Source organism: Mesorhizobium sp. WSM4832, assembly GCF_055811115.1.
In genome coordinates this window covers 190,082-207,578 of sequence record NZ_JBVVQH010000003.1, presented here as the reverse complement: position 1 = coordinate 207,578, position 17,497 = coordinate 190,082, and the positions used below count along the sequence as shown (strand labels likewise).

At 63.8% G+C, this 17,497-nt stretch carries 20 protein-coding genes; 5 read left to right on the top strand and 15 right to left on the bottom strand.

Features of this window, described 5'->3' with window-relative positions:
* Positions 1-6 precede the first annotated feature (6 nt).
* Both clpS and AC0L2L_RS06240 read right to left on the bottom strand, forming a co-directional pair.
* On the bottom strand, positions 7-333 hold the full coding sequence (gene clpS, locus AC0L2L_RS06245; protein ID WP_036258315.1) for an ATP-dependent Clp protease adapter ClpS: 327 nt from the start codon (positions 331-333) through the stop codon (positions 7-9).
* Positions 334-610: 277 nt separating this feature from the next.
* Complete coding sequence (locus AC0L2L_RS06240; RefSeq protein ID WP_027166248.1) at positions 611-940, bottom strand: phasin family protein; 330 nt, start codon at positions 938-940, stop codon at positions 611-613.
* Between the two features lie 287 nt (positions 941-1,227).
* Here AC0L2L_RS06240 and AC0L2L_RS06235 point away from each other — a divergent pair, with 287 nt between their 5' ends.
* Positions 1,228-2,649 (top strand): SPOR domain-containing protein, encoded by a 1,422-nt coding sequence (locus AC0L2L_RS06235; protein WP_473576903.1) that lies wholly within the window; start codon positions 1,228-1,230, stop codon positions 2,647-2,649.
* Between the two features lie 42 nt (positions 2,650-2,691).
* Here AC0L2L_RS06235 and AC0L2L_RS06230 read toward each other — a convergent pair whose 3' ends face one another.
* From AC0L2L_RS06230 to AC0L2L_RS06220, 3 genes are all read right to left on the bottom strand, one after another.
* Positions 2,692-3,390 carry a J domain-containing protein gene (locus AC0L2L_RS06230; protein WP_473576902.1) on the bottom strand — a complete coding sequence of 233 codons (699 nt, stop codon included), beginning with the start codon at positions 3,388-3,390 and terminating at the stop codon, positions 2,692-2,694.
* Positions 3,391-3,508: 118 nt separating this feature from the next.
* Positions 3,509-3,946 (bottom strand): DUF1489 family protein, encoded by a 438-nt coding sequence (locus tag AC0L2L_RS06225; RefSeq protein ID WP_473576900.1) that lies wholly within the window; start codon positions 3,944-3,946, stop codon positions 3,509-3,511.
* 84 nt (positions 3,947-4,030) lie between these two features.
* Positions 4,031-5,434 (bottom strand): L-serine ammonia-lyase, encoded by a 1,404-nt coding sequence (locus AC0L2L_RS06220; protein ID WP_473576899.1) that lies wholly within the window; start codon positions 5,432-5,434, stop codon positions 4,031-4,033.
* Between the two features lie 172 nt (positions 5,435-5,606).
* Here AC0L2L_RS06220 and AC0L2L_RS06215 point away from each other — a divergent pair, with 172 nt between their 5' ends.
* Positions 5,607-6,326, top strand: a complete 720-nt coding sequence (locus AC0L2L_RS06215; RefSeq protein WP_473576898.1) for a DUF599 domain-containing protein — start codon at positions 5,607-5,609, stop codon at positions 6,324-6,326.
* Here AC0L2L_RS06215 and AC0L2L_RS06210 read toward each other — a convergent pair.
* The 7 genes from AC0L2L_RS06210 to AC0L2L_RS06180 all read right to left on the bottom strand — a co-directional run bounded on the left by AC0L2L_RS06210 (position 6,299) and on the right by AC0L2L_RS06180 (position 11,699).
* The gene (locus AC0L2L_RS06210; RefSeq protein ID WP_473576897.1) at positions 6,299-7,096 is read right to left on the bottom strand and encodes a YdcF family protein; all 798 of its coding nucleotides are present in this window, start codon (positions 7,094-7,096) and stop codon (positions 6,299-6,301) included. The genes AC0L2L_RS06215 and AC0L2L_RS06210 overlap by 28 nt on opposite strands.
* A gap of 9 nt (positions 7,097-7,105) precedes the next feature.
* Positions 7,106-7,636, bottom strand: a complete 531-nt coding sequence (locus AC0L2L_RS06205) for a hypothetical protein (protein ID WP_473576896.1) — start codon at positions 7,634-7,636, stop codon at positions 7,106-7,108.
* 1 nt (position 7,637) lies between these two features.
* A complete protein-coding gene (locus tag AC0L2L_RS06200; protein WP_473576894.1) occupies positions 7,638-9,203 on the bottom strand; it encodes an amidase in 1,566 nt (521 codons plus the stop codon).
* Positions 9,203-9,661 (bottom strand): GNAT family N-acetyltransferase, encoded by a 459-nt coding sequence (locus AC0L2L_RS06195; protein WP_473576892.1) that lies wholly within the window; start codon positions 9,659-9,661, stop codon positions 9,203-9,205. Before AC0L2L_RS06195 ends, AC0L2L_RS06200 begins: the two co-directional genes overlap by 1 nt.
* 2 nt (positions 9,662-9,663) lie before the next feature.
* Entirely contained in the window at positions 9,664-9,951 is a 288-nt protein-coding gene (gene gatC / locus AC0L2L_RS06190; RefSeq protein WP_027166257.1) for an Asp-tRNA(Asn)/Glu-tRNA(Gln) amidotransferase subunit GatC, read from the bottom strand.
* A 73-nt stretch (positions 9,952-10,024) separates the two neighbouring features.
* Entirely contained in the window at positions 10,025-10,882 is an 858-nt protein-coding gene (locus tag AC0L2L_RS06185) for a radical SAM protein (protein WP_473576890.1), read from the bottom strand.
* 109 nt (positions 10,883-10,991) lie between these two features.
* Positions 10,992-11,699: a metal-dependent hydrolase gene (locus AC0L2L_RS06180; RefSeq protein WP_473576888.1), complete on the bottom strand. Its 708-nt coding sequence runs from the start codon at positions 11,697-11,699 to the stop codon at positions 10,992-10,994.
* Between the two features lie 117 nt (positions 11,700-11,816).
* On the opposite strand from AC0L2L_RS06180, the gene ruvX reads away from it, so the two are divergent.
* Positions 11,817-12,299: a Holliday junction resolvase RuvX gene (ruvX, locus tag AC0L2L_RS06175; protein ID WP_473576886.1), complete on the top strand. Its 483-nt coding sequence runs from the start codon at positions 11,817-11,819 to the stop codon at positions 12,297-12,299.
* Here ruvX and AC0L2L_RS06170 read toward each other — a convergent pair.
* From AC0L2L_RS06170 to AC0L2L_RS06160, 3 genes are all read right to left on the bottom strand, one after another.
* Complete coding sequence (locus tag AC0L2L_RS06170; RefSeq protein ID WP_473576884.1) at positions 12,241-12,582, bottom strand: DUF6105 family protein; 342 nt, start codon at positions 12,580-12,582, stop codon at positions 12,241-12,243. The genes ruvX and AC0L2L_RS06170 overlap by 59 nt on opposite strands.
* A complete protein-coding gene (locus AC0L2L_RS06165; protein ID WP_473576883.1) occupies positions 12,582-13,139 on the bottom strand; it encodes a hypothetical protein in 558 nt (185 codons plus the stop codon). Before AC0L2L_RS06165 ends, AC0L2L_RS06170 begins: the two co-directional genes overlap by 1 nt.
* Positions 13,140-13,318: 179 nt before the next feature.
* A complete protein-coding gene (locus tag AC0L2L_RS06160; RefSeq protein WP_473576881.1) occupies positions 13,319-14,947 on the bottom strand; it encodes a DNA alkylation response protein in 1,629 nt (542 codons plus the stop codon).
* Positions 14,948-15,122: 175 nt separating this feature from the next.
* Here AC0L2L_RS06160 and AC0L2L_RS06155 point away from each other — a divergent pair, with 175 nt between their 5' ends.
* Together AC0L2L_RS06155 and AC0L2L_RS06150 are read left to right on the top strand one after the other, a co-directional pair.
* The gene (locus tag AC0L2L_RS06155) at positions 15,123-16,103 is read left to right on the top strand and encodes an aspartate carbamoyltransferase catalytic subunit (RefSeq protein ID WP_473576879.1); all 981 of its coding nucleotides are present in this window, start codon (positions 15,123-15,125) and stop codon (positions 16,101-16,103) included.
* Positions 16,100-17,386: a dihydroorotase gene (locus AC0L2L_RS06150; RefSeq protein ID WP_473576877.1), complete on the top strand. Its 1,287-nt coding sequence runs from the start codon at positions 16,100-16,102 to the stop codon at positions 17,384-17,386. Before AC0L2L_RS06155 ends, AC0L2L_RS06150 begins: the two co-directional genes overlap by 4 nt.
* Positions 17,387-17,497: the final 111 nt, after the last annotated feature.

Genomic DNA, 17,497 nt, shown 5'->3' with positions numbered 1-17,497 from the left:
GTTACCTCACTTCTTCTCCATCACGCATTGCAGCGGATGCTGATTCTGTCGGGCGAAATCCATGACCTGGGACACTTTGGTCTCGGCCACCTCGAATGTGTAGATACCGCACTCGCCCACTCCATGATTATGAACATGAAGCATGATGCGTGTCGCGGCCTCGCGGTCCTTCTGGAAAAAGCGCTCCAGGACGTGAACGACGAACTCCATGGGCGTGTAGTCGTCGTTCAGAATGAGGACCCGGTAGAGACTGGGCTTCTTGGTCTTGGTTTTGGTGCGCGTGATGACAGCGGTGCCGCGACCGGGATCGTTGCGGTCTCCGTCACTTTGCATTCGCACCACGCCTGCCGTGGCAGTCAAACCGATCGTCACGTAGTCCAGCCTTTTCGAATCCTCATGCGAGTTCAACATGTAGGTTCTCGATGAACGATTTTAAGCCCTTCTGTTTAGCTGACAATATGGCTAGGTGGGCAAACCTCAGCGAATTTCTCAATCGTGAATGCTGCAAGGTGCATAGGGTTGCGATTGGGCACGAAAAAACCCGGCCGCGTTTCCGCGACCGGGCCTTTTCGATTGGCCGGTTGGCCTTGTCGGATGTGATCGGGCGAAATTACTTCGCCTTGGCGACGACCGATTCGAACGGCTTGTAGGCTTCCTTGGCGAGCTCGGCATAGAGATTGCCGATCTTGCTGGCCTCGGCCACGAAGCTCTCATAGCTCTGCTTGGCGTAGTCGGTCTGGATCTCGACGGCCTTCTCGATCGACTTGGCCGAGAACAGCTTCTCGAAGGCGGCGCTGCCGGCCTCGAAGCTCTTCTTGGTGTATTCGCCGGCTTCGGTGGCGATCGCCTGCGCGCCCTTGGTGAGCGAGGCGAAGCTCTTCAGCCCGGTGTCAGCGAACTCCTTGCCGTATTTCGTGAAGTCCTCATGGGTCTGGGTCATTTCATTCTTCCCTTGGTTGAAACGCCCATTAGCCCCGGGCGCCCTTGTGCAATGCACCTCAATATATTGTGCGATGCACAAAAGTCAAGAATCCCTTGGCATGTAGGGGCTTCAGCAGCGCCGGCGGGTAAAATTCGATTAAAGAGAAGCTCGATTTGCCGAAAAATGGTGAACGCGCCGGTTACCATAAACGGATTGGTAACGCTGGGCGCGATAGCTTGGGCTGAAAGCGGGGCAGGCACTCCCTCTGCCGCCTCCGGGGCAACGAAAATTTCAGGGTAGTAGCGGTGCGTCAGGCGTTGTCGGGATTCGTCTCCAGATATTTCTCCCTCAAGGCAATCATGATCGCTGCACTCGCGGTGACGGTTGTCGTTGCGGATGCGGCGTCGGCGATGGCTGCGAGGTCCTCGGCCATCGTCGTCGACGCCAAGACCGGCAAGGTGCTCTATTCGGCCGACGCCAATGGCCGGCGCTATCCGGCTTCGCTCACCAAGATGATGACGCTCTACCTCACCTTCGAGGCACTGGCGAAAGGCAGGATCAGCACGAACACGCCGGTTCCGTTTTCCGCGCATGCCTCCGCCGAGGCACCGACCAAGCTCGGTGTGCGCGCCGGCGGCTCGGTTCCGGTCGAGACCGCGATCCTGTCGATCGTGACCAAGTCCGCCAACGATTCGGCCACGGCGCTGGCCGAGCTGCTCGGCGGCAGCGAGGACAATTTCGCCCGCATGATGACGGCCAAGGCGCGTCAGCTCGGCATGAACGGCACCGTCTTCCGCAACGCCAACGGCCTGCCCGACCCCGGCCAGTTCACCACGGCGCACGACATGGCGATGCTGGGCATCGCGCTGCGCGAGCACTACCCGCAATATTACGGCTATTTCTCGCAGCGCTCGTTCCTGTATGGCCGCCAGCGCATCAACGGCCACAACCGCCTGCTTGGCCGCATCAAGGGCGTCGACGGCATCAAGACCGGCTACACCCGCGCTTCGGGCTACAACCTGGTTTCCTCCGTTGCCGACGGCGACCGCCGCCTGGTCGCGGTGGTGATGGGCGGCGCTTCCGGCCGCAGCCGCGACAATCAGATGGCCGCGCTGATCAACACCTACCTGCCGCGTGCTTCGACGCGCGGTGGCGGCGATCTCATTGCCAAGGGCGGCGACAATCCGATCAAGACGCTGGCCAAGATCCTGTTGCCGAAGCATGACGCCCCGACTCCGGACGCAAAGCCGGCAGCCGATGACGCGGTCGTAGTCTCGGCCGACGACAGTGAGGACGGCGCCGAGCAGGTCGCCGAAGAGACCAAGCCTGTGATCCAGGTCAAGAAGGTGAAGACAGTTGCCGTGGCCGCCATGGCGCCGGCTCCCAAATTCCAGGAGACCACATCCCAGGCGGTCACAGCCTATGCCGAACCAGCACCTGCCGCGCCGGCGATCGACCCGGTCAAGACGTCGTCGGTGCCATCCGGCTGGGTGGTTCAGGTCGCATCCTCGCCCACGAAATCGGGAGCTCAGAGCCTGATCGAGCAGACCGCCAAGCAGGCGCCGAGGATCCTGGCTGACGCATCGGGCTTCACCGTCGCCTTCGACAAGGACGGCACCACCTACTACCGCGCCCGCTTCGGCGGCTTCGGCTCTAAGGACGCCGCCTGGAAGGCCTGCGATGCGCTGAAGCGCAAGAAAATCTCGTGCTACGCCGTCGAGCAATAGGCGGCTGTTGAATCTCCCGGAAGGTACCGGCGTCGAAGGAGACTAATCGTGATTGGAGAGCAAGACGTCCTTGGCTTCATTGATCCGCGCCGCCAGGACAGACGTGCCGCCGACATCGGCGTTCAGGCGCTGCATCAGGCGGCGATGCGCCTTGCGGATATCCGCCGCGGCAGCCCCCGCTTCAAGACCAAGGACCTTGTAGGCCTCCTCCTTAGTCATGGCGCCCGCACCTGGCGCAACACCCAGCCCTTCGCCACTGTGCGGCTGCGCGTCCTTGCGCCAGACGGGAAAACGGCCGTCAAGATACGTCTCTAAAAGCTGGCGGCTCTCCATGTCGGGGCTGAGCTCCGCATAAAGCTGGCGCAGGTCCGTTAGCCCCAAGGCGCCAAGCATCTTGCCTTCGTAACGACCGGCCAGGACAAGACCCTCGAGCTTGCCGCTGTCATGATCGAGGTCCATTTCGAGCGCGGCGGTGCGCACCGTCGAATGTTTGGACACGGCGGCGCGTGCCGGAGGCCGCCTCGTGCGTATCCAGCCGATCCAGGCCAGCGCCGCGAGTAACAGCAGGCCTCCGATAAGGCTGCGGCCGAAGATCAGCATGGGCGCGCCGACCAGCCCCAAAAAGGCCGGCCCAAGCGACCTCAGACCCTCGGCCATTCTTGCCGCGTCTGTGCGCACAAAGAGCATCGCGGCGCCGAAAAGCACCACGAGAATCGCTGCCAAAGCGAGGATCACGCCCATCGATTAGCGCCGCCATAGGGATGACTGAGCATAAAAAATGGGACCAAGGTTCGGCGCTTGCAAGTCCCACATCGGGTGAGCCGGAGGGCCAGCGCCGCTGCCGAGGCGCAATACCGCGCTACAAGAGGCCGAGTTCGGCGAGTTCGAGCCTCAGCTTCGGCGGCATTTCGGCTAGCGCCGCCCTGCCCTTGCCGAGATCGGCCGGCGCATCGGCGGGTTTCAGATAACGCCAGCCCTGGAAGGCGCGGCGAGGTTGCCAGTCGGTGCGCACCACAGTCGGATCGAGCATAAGATGACAGCGGCCAATGCCCTCGCCGTCGACGAAGGGCCGGATCTCCGTGATCAACTGCCGGCACTGGACGCTGCCCTTGATCACCCAATAGAGCGAGCCGCCATCGGTGATCTCCTCGCAGCGCGTCGGCACCATGCGGGTCGTGTGCCAGTGCTCGGCCGGCTCGCCGGCGCGACGCCGCTCGTCGAGGCGGAAGGCGATCCACTCTTCCAGATCCTCGACGCTGTCGCAGCCGACGCACAGTTTTAGGAGATTGAGAGACATGCCCCAAGATTTAGCCGCAAGGGTCGACGCGTCAACGTCTTGAGTGACTTCTCCACAGGGCCAGTCTGGCGTGAAGGTGAGGCCTCAGCACTCGACGACATTCACCGCCAGGCCGCCCAGGCTGGTTTCCTTGTACTTCTCATTCATGTCGAGGCCGGTCTGGCGCATGGTCTCGATCGCGGCGTCGAGCGGCACGAAATGCGTGCCATCGCCCTTGATGGCTAAAGACGCGGCGGTCACGGCCTTCACAGCACCTAGCGCATTGCGCTCGATACAGGGCACCTGCACCAGCCCGCCGACAGGATCGCAGGTCATGCCGAGATGATGTTCGAGCGCGATCTCGGCGGCGTTCTCCACCTGCTCGGGCGTGCCGCCCATGACGGCGCAAAGTCCGGCGGCGGCCATCGCGGAAGCAGAACCCACCTCGCCCTGGCAGCCGACCTCTGCACCCGAGATCGAGGCGTTGGACTTGATGATGCCGCCGACAGCGGCGGCCGTCAGCAGGAAGTCACGGATGCTTGGCTGGTCGGCTTCGGGATGGAAATGCAGCCAATAGCGCAGCACGGCCGGCAGCGTTCCGGCAGCACCGTTGGTCGGCGCCGTCACGACGCGGCCGCCGGCCGCGTTCTCCTCGTTCACCGCCATGGCGTAGATCGACAGCCAATCGTTGGCGAGCAAGGGATTGGGCCGGTTCTGCTGCCATTGTTCCTGCAGCTTGTCGTGCAGTTGCCGCGCGCGGCGGCGCACCTTCAGCCCGCCCGGCATGATGCCGTCCTGCGACAGGCCGCGGTCGATGCAGCCCTTCATCGCGCCCCAGATCGCGTCCAGGCCCGCATCGAGCTCCTCGCGCGACATGTGCTTCTCCTCGTTGGCGCGCTTCATCTCGGCGATGGAAAGCCCGCTCTTTGCCGCCATCGCCAGCATCTCGACGGCGTTCTTGAAGGGGTACGGTACCTTCGTGCCTTCGGTCGTCACCGAACCCTTGGTCTTCATGCGCTGCAGCTCTTCGTCGGAAACGACGAAGCCGCCGCCGATCGAATAGTAGATGCGCTTGAGCAGCAGCCGGTCGGATGCGTCATAGGCATAGAAGGCCATGCCGTTGGCATGACCGGTCAGCGGCGTCTTGCGGTCGAGCACGAGATCCTTGGCGGGATCGAAGCGGTATGTCGGATGTCCTGGCGGCGAAATGCGCTTCTCCGCGCCGATCTTGGCGACGATCCCATCGGCCGCGTCCGGATCAACCGTCTGCGGCGTCTGGCCAGCCAGGCCGAGGACCACGGCGCGGTCCGAGCCATGGCCGATACCCGTATAGGCGAGAGAACCGTGCAGGCTGGCGCCGATGCGATCGACCTTGACGCCGGCGGGCCGGGGCCAGTCGCCGGCCACGATCTCGTCCAGAAACCGGCGCGCGGCCGTCATCGGCCCCATCGTGTGCGAGCTCGATGGGCCGATGCCGATCTTGAACAGGTCGAAAACCGAAAGGAACACGAGGCTGTTGTCTCCTGAGGGCCGCTCAAAACTTACATATAGGAATTCCCCCGATGTTTCCGCTGTTTTGCATGGCGCGGCCCGGCGGCTGCCGACCTTGTTTGCTCCGCCAGCGACATCGCGCTGCTGCCGCCTGTCGAAGCGGCGGCACCGCTTGTGTTAAAAGCGATGGATGGGCGATTCACTTCATCTTTCCGCAGCCGATCTGGCGGCGCTGGCTTTCTTCCTGGTCGTCTGGGTGGCGCACACGCTCGCCTCGGACGGCAGGCTTGTCCGTCGCATGTCGTTGACCACGGCAATGAACGCCCAGCGCGAGGCCTGGATGCGCAATATGGCCGAGCGTGAAATCCGCATCGTCGACACCGCCATCATGGGCGGCCTGCAGCAAGGCACTGCCTTCTTCGCATCCTCTTCCCTGATCGCGCTCGGCGGCTGTTTTGCTCTGCTCGGCGCCTCCGACCGCGTGCTGCAGATTCTGGCCGACCTGCCGTTCGGCGCGGCTGCGTCACGTGAAGCCTTCCAGACCAAGGTGTTCGGCCTGGTGCTGATCCTGGCCTTCGCCTTCTTCAAATTCGGCTGGGCCTACCGGCTGTTCAACTATTGCTCGATCCTGATCGGCGCGGTGCCGACCCCGCATGGTGAGGCCTCGCGCAATCCGGCCAGCGAAACGGCGGTGTGGCGGGCGACGCGGATGAACGTGCTCGCCGGCAAGCATTTCAATTCGGGCCTGCGCGCCGTCTTCTTCTCGATCGGCTATCTCGGCTGGTTCGTCGATCCGGCGGTGTTCGTGGTGTCGACGCTGGTGCTTCTGGCAGTGCTGGTGCGTCGCCAGTTCTTCTCCGCGGCGCGGCAAGCGGTGCTCGGTCAGCCGCCCGGTCCGGGGAAGAACTGATCGATCTTGCCGGACAGCCTGTAGGCAAAAAGCCCGATCCACTCGCGCACCGCAATGGTGGTCGCCTGCACCGAGTCGACGGGGTTGTCGCGGTAGAAGCCGACGCCTTCCCTACCCGAGGTGCGATAATCGACCGGCCACGGAACAGTCGGAAAACCTGCCTTGTCGAACAGCGCTTTGGCGCGCGGCATGTGGAAAGCCGAGGTCACCAGCAGCCAGGTCTCGCCCGGCTTCGGCTCGACAAGTTTTCGCGAGAACACCGCATTTTCGTAAGTGTTGCGCGATTTGTCCTCGAGGATCATCCGATCGGCCGAAACACCGAGCGCGCCAAGCAGGCGCGGCGCGGTGTCGGCGTCACCCTCCCCGTCGAGGAAAAGCGAGCCGTTACCGCCGGACACGACTATTTTGGCATGCGGGAAGCGCCGGGCAAGGATTGCCGTCTCGACCATGCGGTCGCCGCTGCTGTTCAATTCATAGCCGCCGCGCGCCAGATTGATGGCGCCCTCGAAGCCGCCGCCAAGCACGACGATGCCGTCCACCTTTTCCGGCAGTGGCGGTTTGGGAAAGCGCTCCTCGAGAGGGTTGAGCATGATCGCGCCAAGCGACGTCCAGGCCGAAAGAACCAGGACAGCGAAGCCGAGCACGCTGCCGGTCGCAGCCAGCCGCCGGCGTCCGAACAACGCCGCCAGCAGGCCGGCGAGCAATAGGAAGATGGCCAGGTTAATCGGCTGGATGAAGAACCAGAAGATTTTGGAGAGGTAGTAGAACACGCTTGATACCTAACGGACACGCGAATGATTGCGGGCGGAAAATCGCTTCACGGCATCCATCACAGCCTCCGCCTCGGGCCGGCTCAACTCCCTGCCAAAGGAGATCGAACCCATTGCACTGGTGAATCGGATAACTTCCTTCAAGCCGGCTTCGTCGGTCGGATAGGGATGGTCCAGGATTTTGACCGAGAGCGGCTCATTGAAGGTCAGTGAAGCGCGATTGGCGAGAAGGCTCCTGGTTTCGCGTTGCACGGCTTTTCTCGTGATGCGCAGCTCCTCCCCGCCGGAGGCCAGCCATATCAGCTCCTTGCCGAGGAAATACGCAAACAGCCCGACAACGGCCAGGAAGGAGACAAGACCAACCAGACCCATGGCGACCGTTTCGGGCGATCTGTCGAAAAAGCCCCAATGGGCGGTGACGGCGACAATCCCGATTGAAAACAGGAGGAAACCGATCCTGATGGCCGAACGCCGCGGCGGATTGCGGATGACCAGTTCGCTTCCCGTCTCGGCTATGGATATGCGAGACGGGGGCGACATTCTACCACCACTTTTCCGGCTGGAACCTGCCCGCGGCCTGCTCGATGACATGCGCTGTCTGGAACAGTGTTTCCTCGTCGAACGGACGGCCGATGAGTTGCAGGCCAAGCGGCAGGCCCTTGCCGTCGAGGCCGGCCGGCACCGAAATGCCGGGAAGGCCCGCCATGTTCACCGTCACCGTGAAGATGTCGTTGAGGTACATCTTGACCGGATCGGAGGCCATGTCCTCGTCGGCGATGCCAAAGGCGGCCGACGGGGTTGCGGGCGTCAGGATAACGTCGACGCCGGCGGCAAAGACGTTCTCGAAGTCGCGCTTGATCAGCGTGCGCACCTTCTGGGCCTGGAGATAGTAGGCGTCGTAATAGCCGGCCGACAGCACATACGTGCCGATCATGATGCGGCGCTTGACCTCGCGGCCGAAACCGGCGGCGCGCGTCTTCTCATACATGTCGATGATGTCCTTGCCGGGCACGCGCAGGCCGTAACGCACGCCGTCATAGCGGGCGAGGTTCGACGAAGCCTCGGCAGGCGCCACGATATAGTAGGCCGGCAAGGCATATTTGGTGTGCGGCAGGGAGATATCGACGATCTCGGCACCGGCCTCCTTCAGCCAGGCAATACCCTGTTGCCAGAGCGCCTCGATGTCTTCCGGCATGCCGTCGACGCGGTACTCCTTCGGAATGCCGACCTTCATGCCCTTGATGGGCTTGCCGATCGCCGCCTCATAGTCGGGCACCGGACGGTCAACAGAGGTCGTGTCCTTCGGATCGACGGAAGCCATCGACTTCAACAGGATGGCGGCATCGCGCACGTCGCGCGCAATCGGCCCGGCCTGGTCGAGCGAGGAAGCGAAGGCGACGATGCCCCAGCGCGAGCAGCGCCCATAGGTCGGCTTGATGCCGACCGTGCCGGTCAAGGCAGCGGGCTGGCGGATCGAGCCGCCGGTGTCGGTAGCGGTGGCGCCGGCGCAGAGGAAGGCGGCCACGGACGACGCCGAGCCGCCGGACGAGCCGCCCGGCACGAGCTGGGCGTTGTCCAGCGTACGCTGGGTCTTGGTGCCGCCTGCGGAGACGAAACCGCCATCGCCCTGATGCGTCGTCGGCATGACGACCGTATCGACACGCGAGCGGCGCCACGGGTTGATCACCGGACCGTAATAGGAGGTTTCATTGGACGAACCCATGGCGAACTCGTCCATGTTGAGCTTGCCGAGCATGACGGCGCCATCGGCCCACAGATTGGTGGTCACGGTCGATTCATAGCGCGGTTTGAAGCCGTCCAGCACATGGCTGCAGGCCTGGGTGTGGATGCCTTCTGTGGCAAACAGGTCCTTGATGCCGAGCGGAATGCCTTCCAGCGCACCGCCCTCGCCCTTGGCGAGCTTTGCATCGGAAGCCTTGGCCATGTCGCGCGCCTTGTCGGCGGTGACGGTCACATAGGCATTGAGCACCGGATTGGCTCGATCGATCGCCGCGAGATAGGCCTCGGTAATCTCGGCCGCGGAAATCTCCTTGCCGCGCAGCTTGGCGCGGGCCTCGGAAATGGTGAGATGTGTGAGATCGCTCATCAGGCAAGGCTCTTTTCGTAAAACACCGACCACTCGGAATCGGGATAATCCAGCACCGGTCCGCAACGCGAGAATCCGGCGCGCTCATAGACGGTCCAGGCGGCGGGGTGCCGATCGCCGGTCTCGAGGACAAGGCGCGTCAGCCCTTGCTGCCGGGCAAGGGCCTCGACCCGTCCGACGATCTCGGCGCCGACCTTGCGGCCGCGGTGCGAAGGCCGCGTGTACATGCGCTTGACCTCGCCGGTAGCATCGTCATGGCGCTTGAGGGCGCCGCAGCCTACGGCCAGGCCATTGTCGCGGGCGACGAACACGGTCGTGTCCTTGCCGGCCATCTGCTCGACGGTGAGATGATAGCAATGCTCGGGCGGCGTCAGTTCGAGCAGCGCGGCGTTGAGTTCGGCGACCAGCGCGCGCACGTCGTCCTGCAAAGGCGTCTCGACGGCGATCTCGACAGCCACGGCTACTCCACCACCTTCGGAACGAGGAAGAAGTTCTCTTCCGTCGCCGGCGCGTTGGCGACGATGTCGGCGGCCTTGTTGCCGTCGGTGACCGCATCCTGGCGCTTCTTCATCTCCATCGGCGTGACCGAGGTCATCGGCTCGACGCCAGAGACATCGACCTCGTTCAATTGCTCGACGAAGCCAAGGATGGCGTTCAATTCGCCGGTCATGCGCTCGGCGTCCTCCTCGCTCACCGCGATACGGGCAAGGCGCGCGACGCGCTTCACGGTCTGAAGATCAACGGACATGTTCTATCGCCTCGGGAAAACCAGTGCGGGCTATAGCGGCGCGGCGCTTGGCGCGCAACATGGATGATGCCGTTCAAGCCAGGGCGCCGGCGCGCGTCTTTGGCCGGCGCAGCGGCACCGGCAATTCGAAAGGCCGCTGCTTTGCCGGGCACATAGCGCAGGCCGCCTCATCCTCCAGCGCGGCAAATGCCGTGAGTTCGGCATCGGAACAGTCCGGCTCGAGCGGTTTGTAAGCCAGATACGGGTCCCATTTTTCGGGCAGGCGATACCGCGCCTTCTGCATCGGCAGATAAGCGAGCGGCGCGCATTTCCAGATCTGCCCGTCGAGAAGCTGCTTGCAGTGGCGCGCCGGACAGATCTCCCAGCTTTTGCGCGCATCGCCGTCCTCGAACGGCAGCATCGCATCACCGAAACCTTCGTAGCGGCGGGTCCAGTTCTTGGCCGCCGGCCGGATGTTGGCGACGAGCCCGTGATCGCGCCGCCAGTCCTCGAGCAGCGCAAACACCGGTTTCAGCCGCTCCTGGTATTCGTCGGAATCATGGTGGACCGAGATGATCAGCCGGGCATCCGGGTCCGCCGCAAGCACCGCCGGCAGCGACGGATGACGGTGCAGGAAAAAACCGTTGCTGACGATCTCTATCTGGGTTTTCGGCCAATGCCGCCGCACCAGGCCGACGAAACCGGGCAAATGCGGATGGATGGTCGGCTCGCCGCCAAGCAGCGAGAAACGGTTGACCGCAGCCCTGCCGCTCCACAGGGCCATCCAGCGATCCGCCTCTTCAAGCGAGACCGTGCCGGCATGTCCATGGTTGGAATAATGCGAACAGCTTTCGCAAGCCAGGTTGCAGCCATGCGCAACATGCAGTTCCAGCTTCCGGAAGACCGGGCGCTCGCGCCGCAGGAACGGACCGATCAGCGCCGAGAGTGCCATGTCAAGGCAACGCCACGCCGTCCACTGCCAGCACGGACGTCGCCGTGACCAGCATCGAAACGCAAAGAGTTCGCCTCAACGCCATGGTTCTGTTCCAGATTCCCGGTGCCTAGATCGTGATCGCCTTGCCGATCTCCGGCAACGCCACCTTGACGCCCGAGCCTTCCATGCCGGCGACGAACTTGTCGGCGGTCTGGTCGATCATAGAGAAGGTGCCGAAGTGGCAGGGAACGACCGTATCGAAGCCGAAAAAGCGGCGGCACGCAAGGGCCGCGACCGCGCCGCCCATGGTGAAGCGGTCGCCGATCGGCACGATGCCGATCTTCGGCTCGTGCAGCTCGTTGATGAGCCCCATGTCGGAGAAGATGTCGGTATCGCCCATGTGGTAGAGCGTCTTGTCTTCGGGGAAGTGCAGGACGAGGCCGCCCGGATTGCCGAGATAGGTGTTGGCGCCGCCGTCGCCGCCGAACGACGACGAGTGCAGCGCCTGGACGAATGTCGTGGTGAACGGCCCGCAATCGACGGTGCCGCCGATATTGCCCGGATTGATCTTGTCGCCGCTGACACCCTGGCCGACGAGATACATGCAGATCTCGAAATTGGCAACCAGCATGGCGCCGCTTTTCTTCTGCACTTCGACCGCGCCGCTGACATGGTCGTTGTGGCCGTGGGTCAGAAGGATATGCGTGACGCCTTCCGCGGGTCCTTCCCAGCCGCCCGCCCAGGACGGGTTGCCGACCAGGTAAGGGTCGATGAGGATGGTGGCGTCCTTGGTCTCGATGCGGAACGCCGAATGTCCGTACCAGGTCAGTTTCATGAATGCTTCCTCGATTTTTCTGTTGCCGGAAGATAGAACGCTGACGGCAAATTGAAAGTGGCGCAGCGCTTCCCGCCGTCAAAAGGATGTGTAGCGCCCGGGTGTCAGAGGAAGCCAGTGGCCGTTATTTCGATCGAAGAACTGCCGGAGCTGCTTGTCGGCGGCAAGACGCTCGCCGGGCTCGATCTCGGCGACAAGACGATCGGCGTGGCGGTTTCCGATCGCGGGCTGTCCTTTGCCCATCCGCGCCCGGTCATCCTGCGCAAGAAGTTTTCGCTCGATGCCGCCCAGCTGCTCGCTCAGCTCGATAAGGACAATGTCGGCGCGATCGTGCTCGGCCTTCCTGTCAACATGGATGGTTCGGAAGGGCCGCGTGCGCAAAAATCCCGCGCCTTCGCCCGCAACATGGCCACGCTTTCCGACCTGCCCTTTGTGCTGTGGGACGAGCGGCTGTCGACGGTGGCAGTGGAACGCACGCTGATCGAAATGGATTTCTCGCGCAAGAAACGCGCCGGCAAGATCGATTCGGCGGCTGCCGCCTTTATTCTGCAGGGAGCCCTGGACCGGCTTCAGTCGCTCGGTCGGGGTGATCTTCGCTGACATTGCCGTGACGGCGCTGCCTGATCCATTCGGCGATGTTGCGACGGCGGCGGAAGCCCCACAGCCCCATGAGCAGGAAAAAGTCAAAGATGCAGGTCCGCGCCACCATGCCCGGGATGATTGCCGGATCGATGCCAAGCATCTGGCCATAGATCTGGAAGACGAAATCGTGCAGCTGGCGGCTCAGCATCACATAGCCGAAATTCATGTCGTTGGCCGACAGGTAGAACCAGCCCCAGAAGATCGCCATCGGAGCGGCCCAGAGTGCGAACAGCGTGCGCATCAGCGGCTCCCTCCAGGCTTGTTTTCCGGACGGCCGGATATGCGCGAAAGAAGCGAACTGTGCGCGGCGCCCATGGCCATGCGCGCGGCGGCGCGAACATCGCCCTCGGGCAAATTCATAGCAGCGAAGGCGGAACGGCGTTCGGCCTGCACCGCGACATAGGAAGCAAGCAGCGCCGTCATCTGGACGGCGACGATCATGAACAGGCCGTTGACGCCTTGCGCCACGCCGCCGATGAGGATCAGCGAAAGCAGGAACGACGCGCAGATGAAGGCAATCCGTGCCACGCTCTCACCCGCGTCCGGCCTTGCCGCCGCGTTCAGCACCGTTTCGACGAAGGCCCAGCAGAACAACACGGCGACCGTCAGGAGCGCGATCGAAAGCGGCGCGATCACGGCAACATTTTCAAACTCGGGAAACCGGCTGCCCTGGATTGAGAGGCCAAGCACGCCGAGCGCCGTCGCTATGCCACGGCTGCCGTCCATGCAGATATAGGCAAGCAGGGCGAAAACCACCGCCCAATGCAAGGCCAGAACTGAGCTCAACACGTGCCGCATGCGCTTCCCGCTTGGCGGAGCCCGGGAGGCCATGGTTAACCTTTCCCTACTCCGGCAAGCGGAGATTGGGCTTTGCAACGGTCCGCCGCAATGGAAACCATTCGTTAAGGTTAACGGCTGTCCACAGATCGGCAACCCGGCCTTTGGATAGTGCTCTATCCCTTTGGTTTAGAGCCGGATCAGGTCACCGGCGGATAGAGCGTGTCGATGATCATGCGCGCATCGTGGCGCGAATCGAGCATGCCGTAGGTCGTGCGCCACTGGCCGCCGAGCCGCGTTTCGACAAAGGCATCAGCGATCCGCCCTGCTCCCAGTCTGCGAAGCTCCGCCGCGGCGGCCGACAGCGCGAGCTGTTCGGTGAGCAGGCGCGCCGAACCCTGGTCGGTCGCCGCCACCTGCATTGCCGCCTTGAGCACGCCGATGGTGCCGCGCCCGCCCGTGCCGAGGTCGCGGTCGATGCCGGTGAGCACCTCCTCGAACAGGCCGGGCGCGCGGCCAAGCACACGCAGCACGTCGAGCGCCATGACATTGCCCGAGCCTTCCCAGATCGCGTTGACCGGCGCCTCGCGATAGTAGCGGGCGAGCGGCGCTTCCTCGACATAGCCGTTGCCGCCGAGGCACTCCATCGCTTCGTAAAGCAGCTGCGGCGCGATCTTGCAGACCCAGTATTTGACGACCGGCGTCATGGCGCGGGCAAAGGCCGCCTCGCCGCGATCGCTCGCAGCCTCGTCGAAAGAGCGCGCCAGCCGGAACGACAGCGCCGTGGCCGCGGCGACGTCGAGAGCCATGTCGGCCAGAACCCGCTGCATCAACGGCTGGTCGATCAGGGTCGAACCGAACACCTGGCGATGACGCGTATGGTGAACAGCCTCGGCGAGGCCGGCCCGCATAAGCGCCGATGACGCGACCGCGCAGTCGAGCCTAGTCAGCGTAACCATATCCATGATCGTCTTCACGCCGGCGCCCGGGTCGCCGACCATCTCGCCGATTGCATTGACGAACTCGACCTCCGACGAGGCGTTCGAGCGATTGCCGAGCTTGTCTTTCAGTCGCTGGAAGCGGAAGCCGTTGCCGGAACCGTCGCCGAGGATGCGCGGGACGAGGAAGCACGACAGTCCCTCAGTTGCCTGACCGAGCACCAGGAAGGCGTCCGACATCGGCGCCGACATGAACCATTTGTGGCCGGTCAACCGGTAAAAGCCGCTGCCGGTGCGCTCGGCCCTTGTGGTGTTGGCGCGCACATCGGTGCCGCCCTGCTTCTCGGTCATGCCCATGCCGAGCGTCAGCCCGGTCTTCTGCACCGGCGGCTTCTGCGTCTGGTCGTATTTGCGCGTCGTCACGCGCGGCGCCCATTCGCGAAAAAGTTTCGGGCTTGCCATCAGCGCCGCCAGCGAGGCGCTGGTCATGGTGATTGGACAAAGATGCCCGGTCTCGAGTTCTGCCGTCAGATAAAAGCGTGCCGCCCTCACCTGGTGGCGGCGGCCGATCTCGGTATCGCCATTCTCCCACACGGAAGAATGCAGGCCGCCGGCAATCGAGCGGCGCATCAAGGCGTGATAGGCCGGATGGTACTCGACCAGGTCGAGGCGCCGGCCCTGACGGTCATGCGTCTTCAATTTCGGCGTGTCGGTGTTGGCGAGGCGGGCGAGCTCCTGCGCCTCCTGCGTCACCACGAACCGGCCAAGCCCGTCGAGATCCTTGCGCACGGGATCGGAAAAACGCTCGGCGAGCTGGATGAGCAACGGATCGCCCCGCCATGCATTGCCACCCGTCAACGGCGGCGGCTGGTTGATCACCTCGTCGGTCACGTCCAATCCTTCAGTTGGCAGAAAGCGTCCCAGGGCCACGATCTCGAATCCGGGGCCATCCGGCCTTATAACCCAAGCATTGTGGCGCGCGCGATGAAAATACCGGGGAGAACGCCCGCAATCCAAAGCTGGCGCTTGCGGCAGGCCGGACCGCACCCTATAGCAGCGCCTTGAGATGACCGACGCTTCGTCCCTGCCGCTCTTTCCTCACCGCCATCTTCTGGGTATCCGCGACCTTTCCCCCGCCGATATCGAGCTGTTGCTCGATCGCGCCGACCGTGCCGTGGCGATCTCGCGCCAGCCGGAAAAGAAGACCTCAACGCTGCGCGGCCGCACCCAGATCAACCTGTTCTACGAGGCATCGACCCGCACGCAGTCGTCCTTCGAGCTAGCCGGCAAGAGGCTTGGCGCCGACGTCATGAACATGCCGGTGGCAAGCTCCTCGGTAAAGAAGGGCGAGACACTGATCGATACGGCGATGACCCTCAACGCCATGCGGCCGGACATCCTGATTATCCGCCACCAATCGGCGGGCGCGGCTGCGCTTCTGGCCCAGAAGGTCGGCTGCTCGGTGATCAATGCCGGCGACGGCGCGCACGAGCATCCGACGCAGGCGCTGCTCGACGCGCTGACCATCCGCCGCGCCAAGGGGCCGCTGTCGAAGCTGATCGTGGCGATCTGCGGCGACATCCTGCATTCGCGCGTCGCCCGCTCCAACATCATGCTCTTGAACGCGCTCGGCGCGCAGGTGCGCGTCGTCGCGCCTTCGACGCTTTTGCCTTCGGGCATCGACAGGATGGGCGTGATCGTCTCACGCTCGATGGCCGAGGGCTTGAAGGACGCCGACGTCGTGATGATGCTGCGCCTGCAGCGCGAGCGCATGGAAGGCGCCTTTGTGCCGTCGATCCGTGAATATTTCCACTATTTCGGCCTCGATGCCGAGAAGCTGAAAGCCGCCAAGCCCGATGCGCTTGTCATGCATCCCGGCCCGATGAACCGCGGCGTCGAGATTGCCTCTGAAATCGCCGACGGGCCGCAAAGCGTCATCCAGGAACAGGTGGAGATGGGCGTCGCCGTGCGCATGGCCGTCATGGAAGCGCTGCTCGACCCTCGCCGCAACTATGAGGGCCGCAATCATGAGGGGCGCGGCGCATGAGCGTGACGGTCTTCAGCAAGGCGCACATTGTCGATCCGTCGCGCGGGGTCGATGAGATCGGCAGCGTCATCGTCGACGGCCGCAAGATCGCCACGGCCGGCAAGGCCGCATTGAACCAAGGCGCGCCGGAAGGCGCCACCGTGATCGACTGCGCCGGCAAGACGATCGTTCCAGGTCTTGTCGACGCGCGCGTCTTCATCGGCGAACCCGGCGGCGAGCATCGCGAAACCATCGCGTCGGCAAGTGTGGCCGCGGCGGCCGGCGGCGTCACTTCCATCGTCATGATGCCCGACACCGATCCGGTGATCGACAATGTGGCGCTGGTCGAATTCGTGCTGCGCACCGCCAGGGACACGGCAAGCGTCAACATCTTCCCGGCGGCCGCGATCACCAAGGGCCTCGAAGGCCGCGAAATGACCGAATTCGGCCTGCTGCGCGAGGCCGGCGCCGTCGCCTACACCGACGGCCGCCACACGATCGGCAACGCGCTGGTGATGCGCCGCGCGCTGACCTACGCCCGCGATTTCGGCGGCGTCATCGCGCACGAAACCCAGGACCCCGACCTCGCCTCGTCCGGCGTGATGAACGAAGGGCTCTACGCGAGCTGGCTCGGCCTGTCGGGCATTCCGCGCGAGGCGGAACTCATCCCGCTTGAACGCGACCTGGCATTGGCCCGGCTGACCGGCGGTGCCTATCACGCCGCCAAGATCTCGTCCGCGATGGCGGCCGGCGCGGTGAACCGGGCAAAGACGGATGGCGCCAATGTCACGGCCGGCGTTGCCATCCACAATCTGTCTCTCAACGAGAACGATGTCGGCGAATACCGCACCTTCTTCCGGCTGACCCCGCCCTTGCGCGCCGAGGACGACCGGCTGGCGATGATCGAAGCGATCAAGGACGGCACGATAGACATCATCGTCTCCTCGCACGATCCGCAGGACGTTGACACAAAACGCCTGCCCTTCGCCGACGCCGCCGCCGGCGCCATCGGGCTGGAGACGCTGCTTGGCGCGGCACTTCGGCTCTACCACAATGGCGATGTGCCGCTGCTCAGGCTGATCGAGACGCTGTCAACGGCGCCGGCAAGACTGTTCGGCCTGCCGGGCGGCACGCTGAAGCCCGGCGCGCCGGCCGATCTCGCCGTCATCGACATCGACGAGCCCTGGATCGTCAGCGAAAGCGGTCTGCGATCGCGTTCGAAGAACACCTGTTTCGAAGGCGCGCGCCTGCAGGGCAAGGTCTTGCAAACGATGGTGGCGGGCCGCACCGTGTTTTCCGCATAGACCACCCATCGCGTTGAGCCCCGAGCCTGTCCGGCATGGAGTTGCTTGGCGAACCTCCCGACTCTACCATTATGACCAACTGATGCCCGAGCAGAGTCGGTTCTCTTGCAA

Coding starts and splice junctions, on each gene's coding strand:
- AC0L2L_RS06165 (WP_473576883.1), bottom strand. CDS start 13,139: ATGCGGCACGTGTTGAGCTCAGTTCTGGCCTTGCATTGGGCGGTGGTT.
- AC0L2L_RS06185 (WP_473576890.1), bottom strand. CDS start 10,882: ATGGCACTCTCGGCGCTGATCGGTCCGTTCCTGCGGCGCGAGCGCCCG.
- AC0L2L_RS06180 (WP_473576888.1), bottom strand. CDS start 11,699: ATGAAACTGACCTGGTACGGACATTCGGCGTTCCGCATCGAGACCAAG.
- AC0L2L_RS06150 (WP_473576877.1), top strand. CDS start 16,100: ATGAGCGTGACGGTCTTCAGCAAGGCGCACATTGTCGATCCGTCGCGC.
- gatC (WP_027166257.1), bottom strand. CDS start 9,951: ATGTCCGTTGATCTTCAGACCGTGAAGCGCGTCGCGCGCCTTGCCCGT.
- AC0L2L_RS06205 (WP_473576896.1), bottom strand. CDS start 7,636: ATGTCGCCCCCGTCTCGCATATCCATAGCCGAGACGGGAAGCGAACTG.
- clpS (WP_036258315.1), bottom strand. CDS start 333: ATGCAAAGTGACGGAGACCGCAACGATCCCGGTCGCGGCACCGCTGTC.
- AC0L2L_RS06155 (WP_473576879.1), top strand. CDS start 15,123: ATGACCGACGCTTCGTCCCTGCCGCTCTTTCCTCACCGCCATCTTCTG.
- AC0L2L_RS06230 (WP_473576902.1), bottom strand. CDS start 3,390: ATGGGCGTGATCCTCGCTTTGGCAGCGATTCTCGTGGTGCTTTTCGGC.
- AC0L2L_RS06200 (WP_473576894.1), bottom strand. CDS start 9,203: ATGAGCGATCTCACACATCTCACCATTTCCGAGGCCCGCGCCAAGCTG.
- AC0L2L_RS06170 (WP_473576884.1), bottom strand. CDS start 12,582: ATGCGCACGCTGTTCGCACTCTGGGCCGCTCCGATGGCGATCTTCTGG.
- AC0L2L_RS06215 (WP_473576898.1), top strand. CDS start 5,607: ATGGGCGATTCACTTCATCTTTCCGCAGCCGATCTGGCGGCGCTGGCT.
- AC0L2L_RS06240 (WP_027166248.1), bottom strand. CDS start 940: ATGACCCAGACCCATGAGGACTTCACGAAATACGGCAAGGAGTTCGCT.
- AC0L2L_RS06225 (WP_473576900.1), bottom strand. CDS start 3,946: ATGTCTCTCAATCTCCTAAAACTGTGCGTCGGCTGCGACAGCGTCGAG.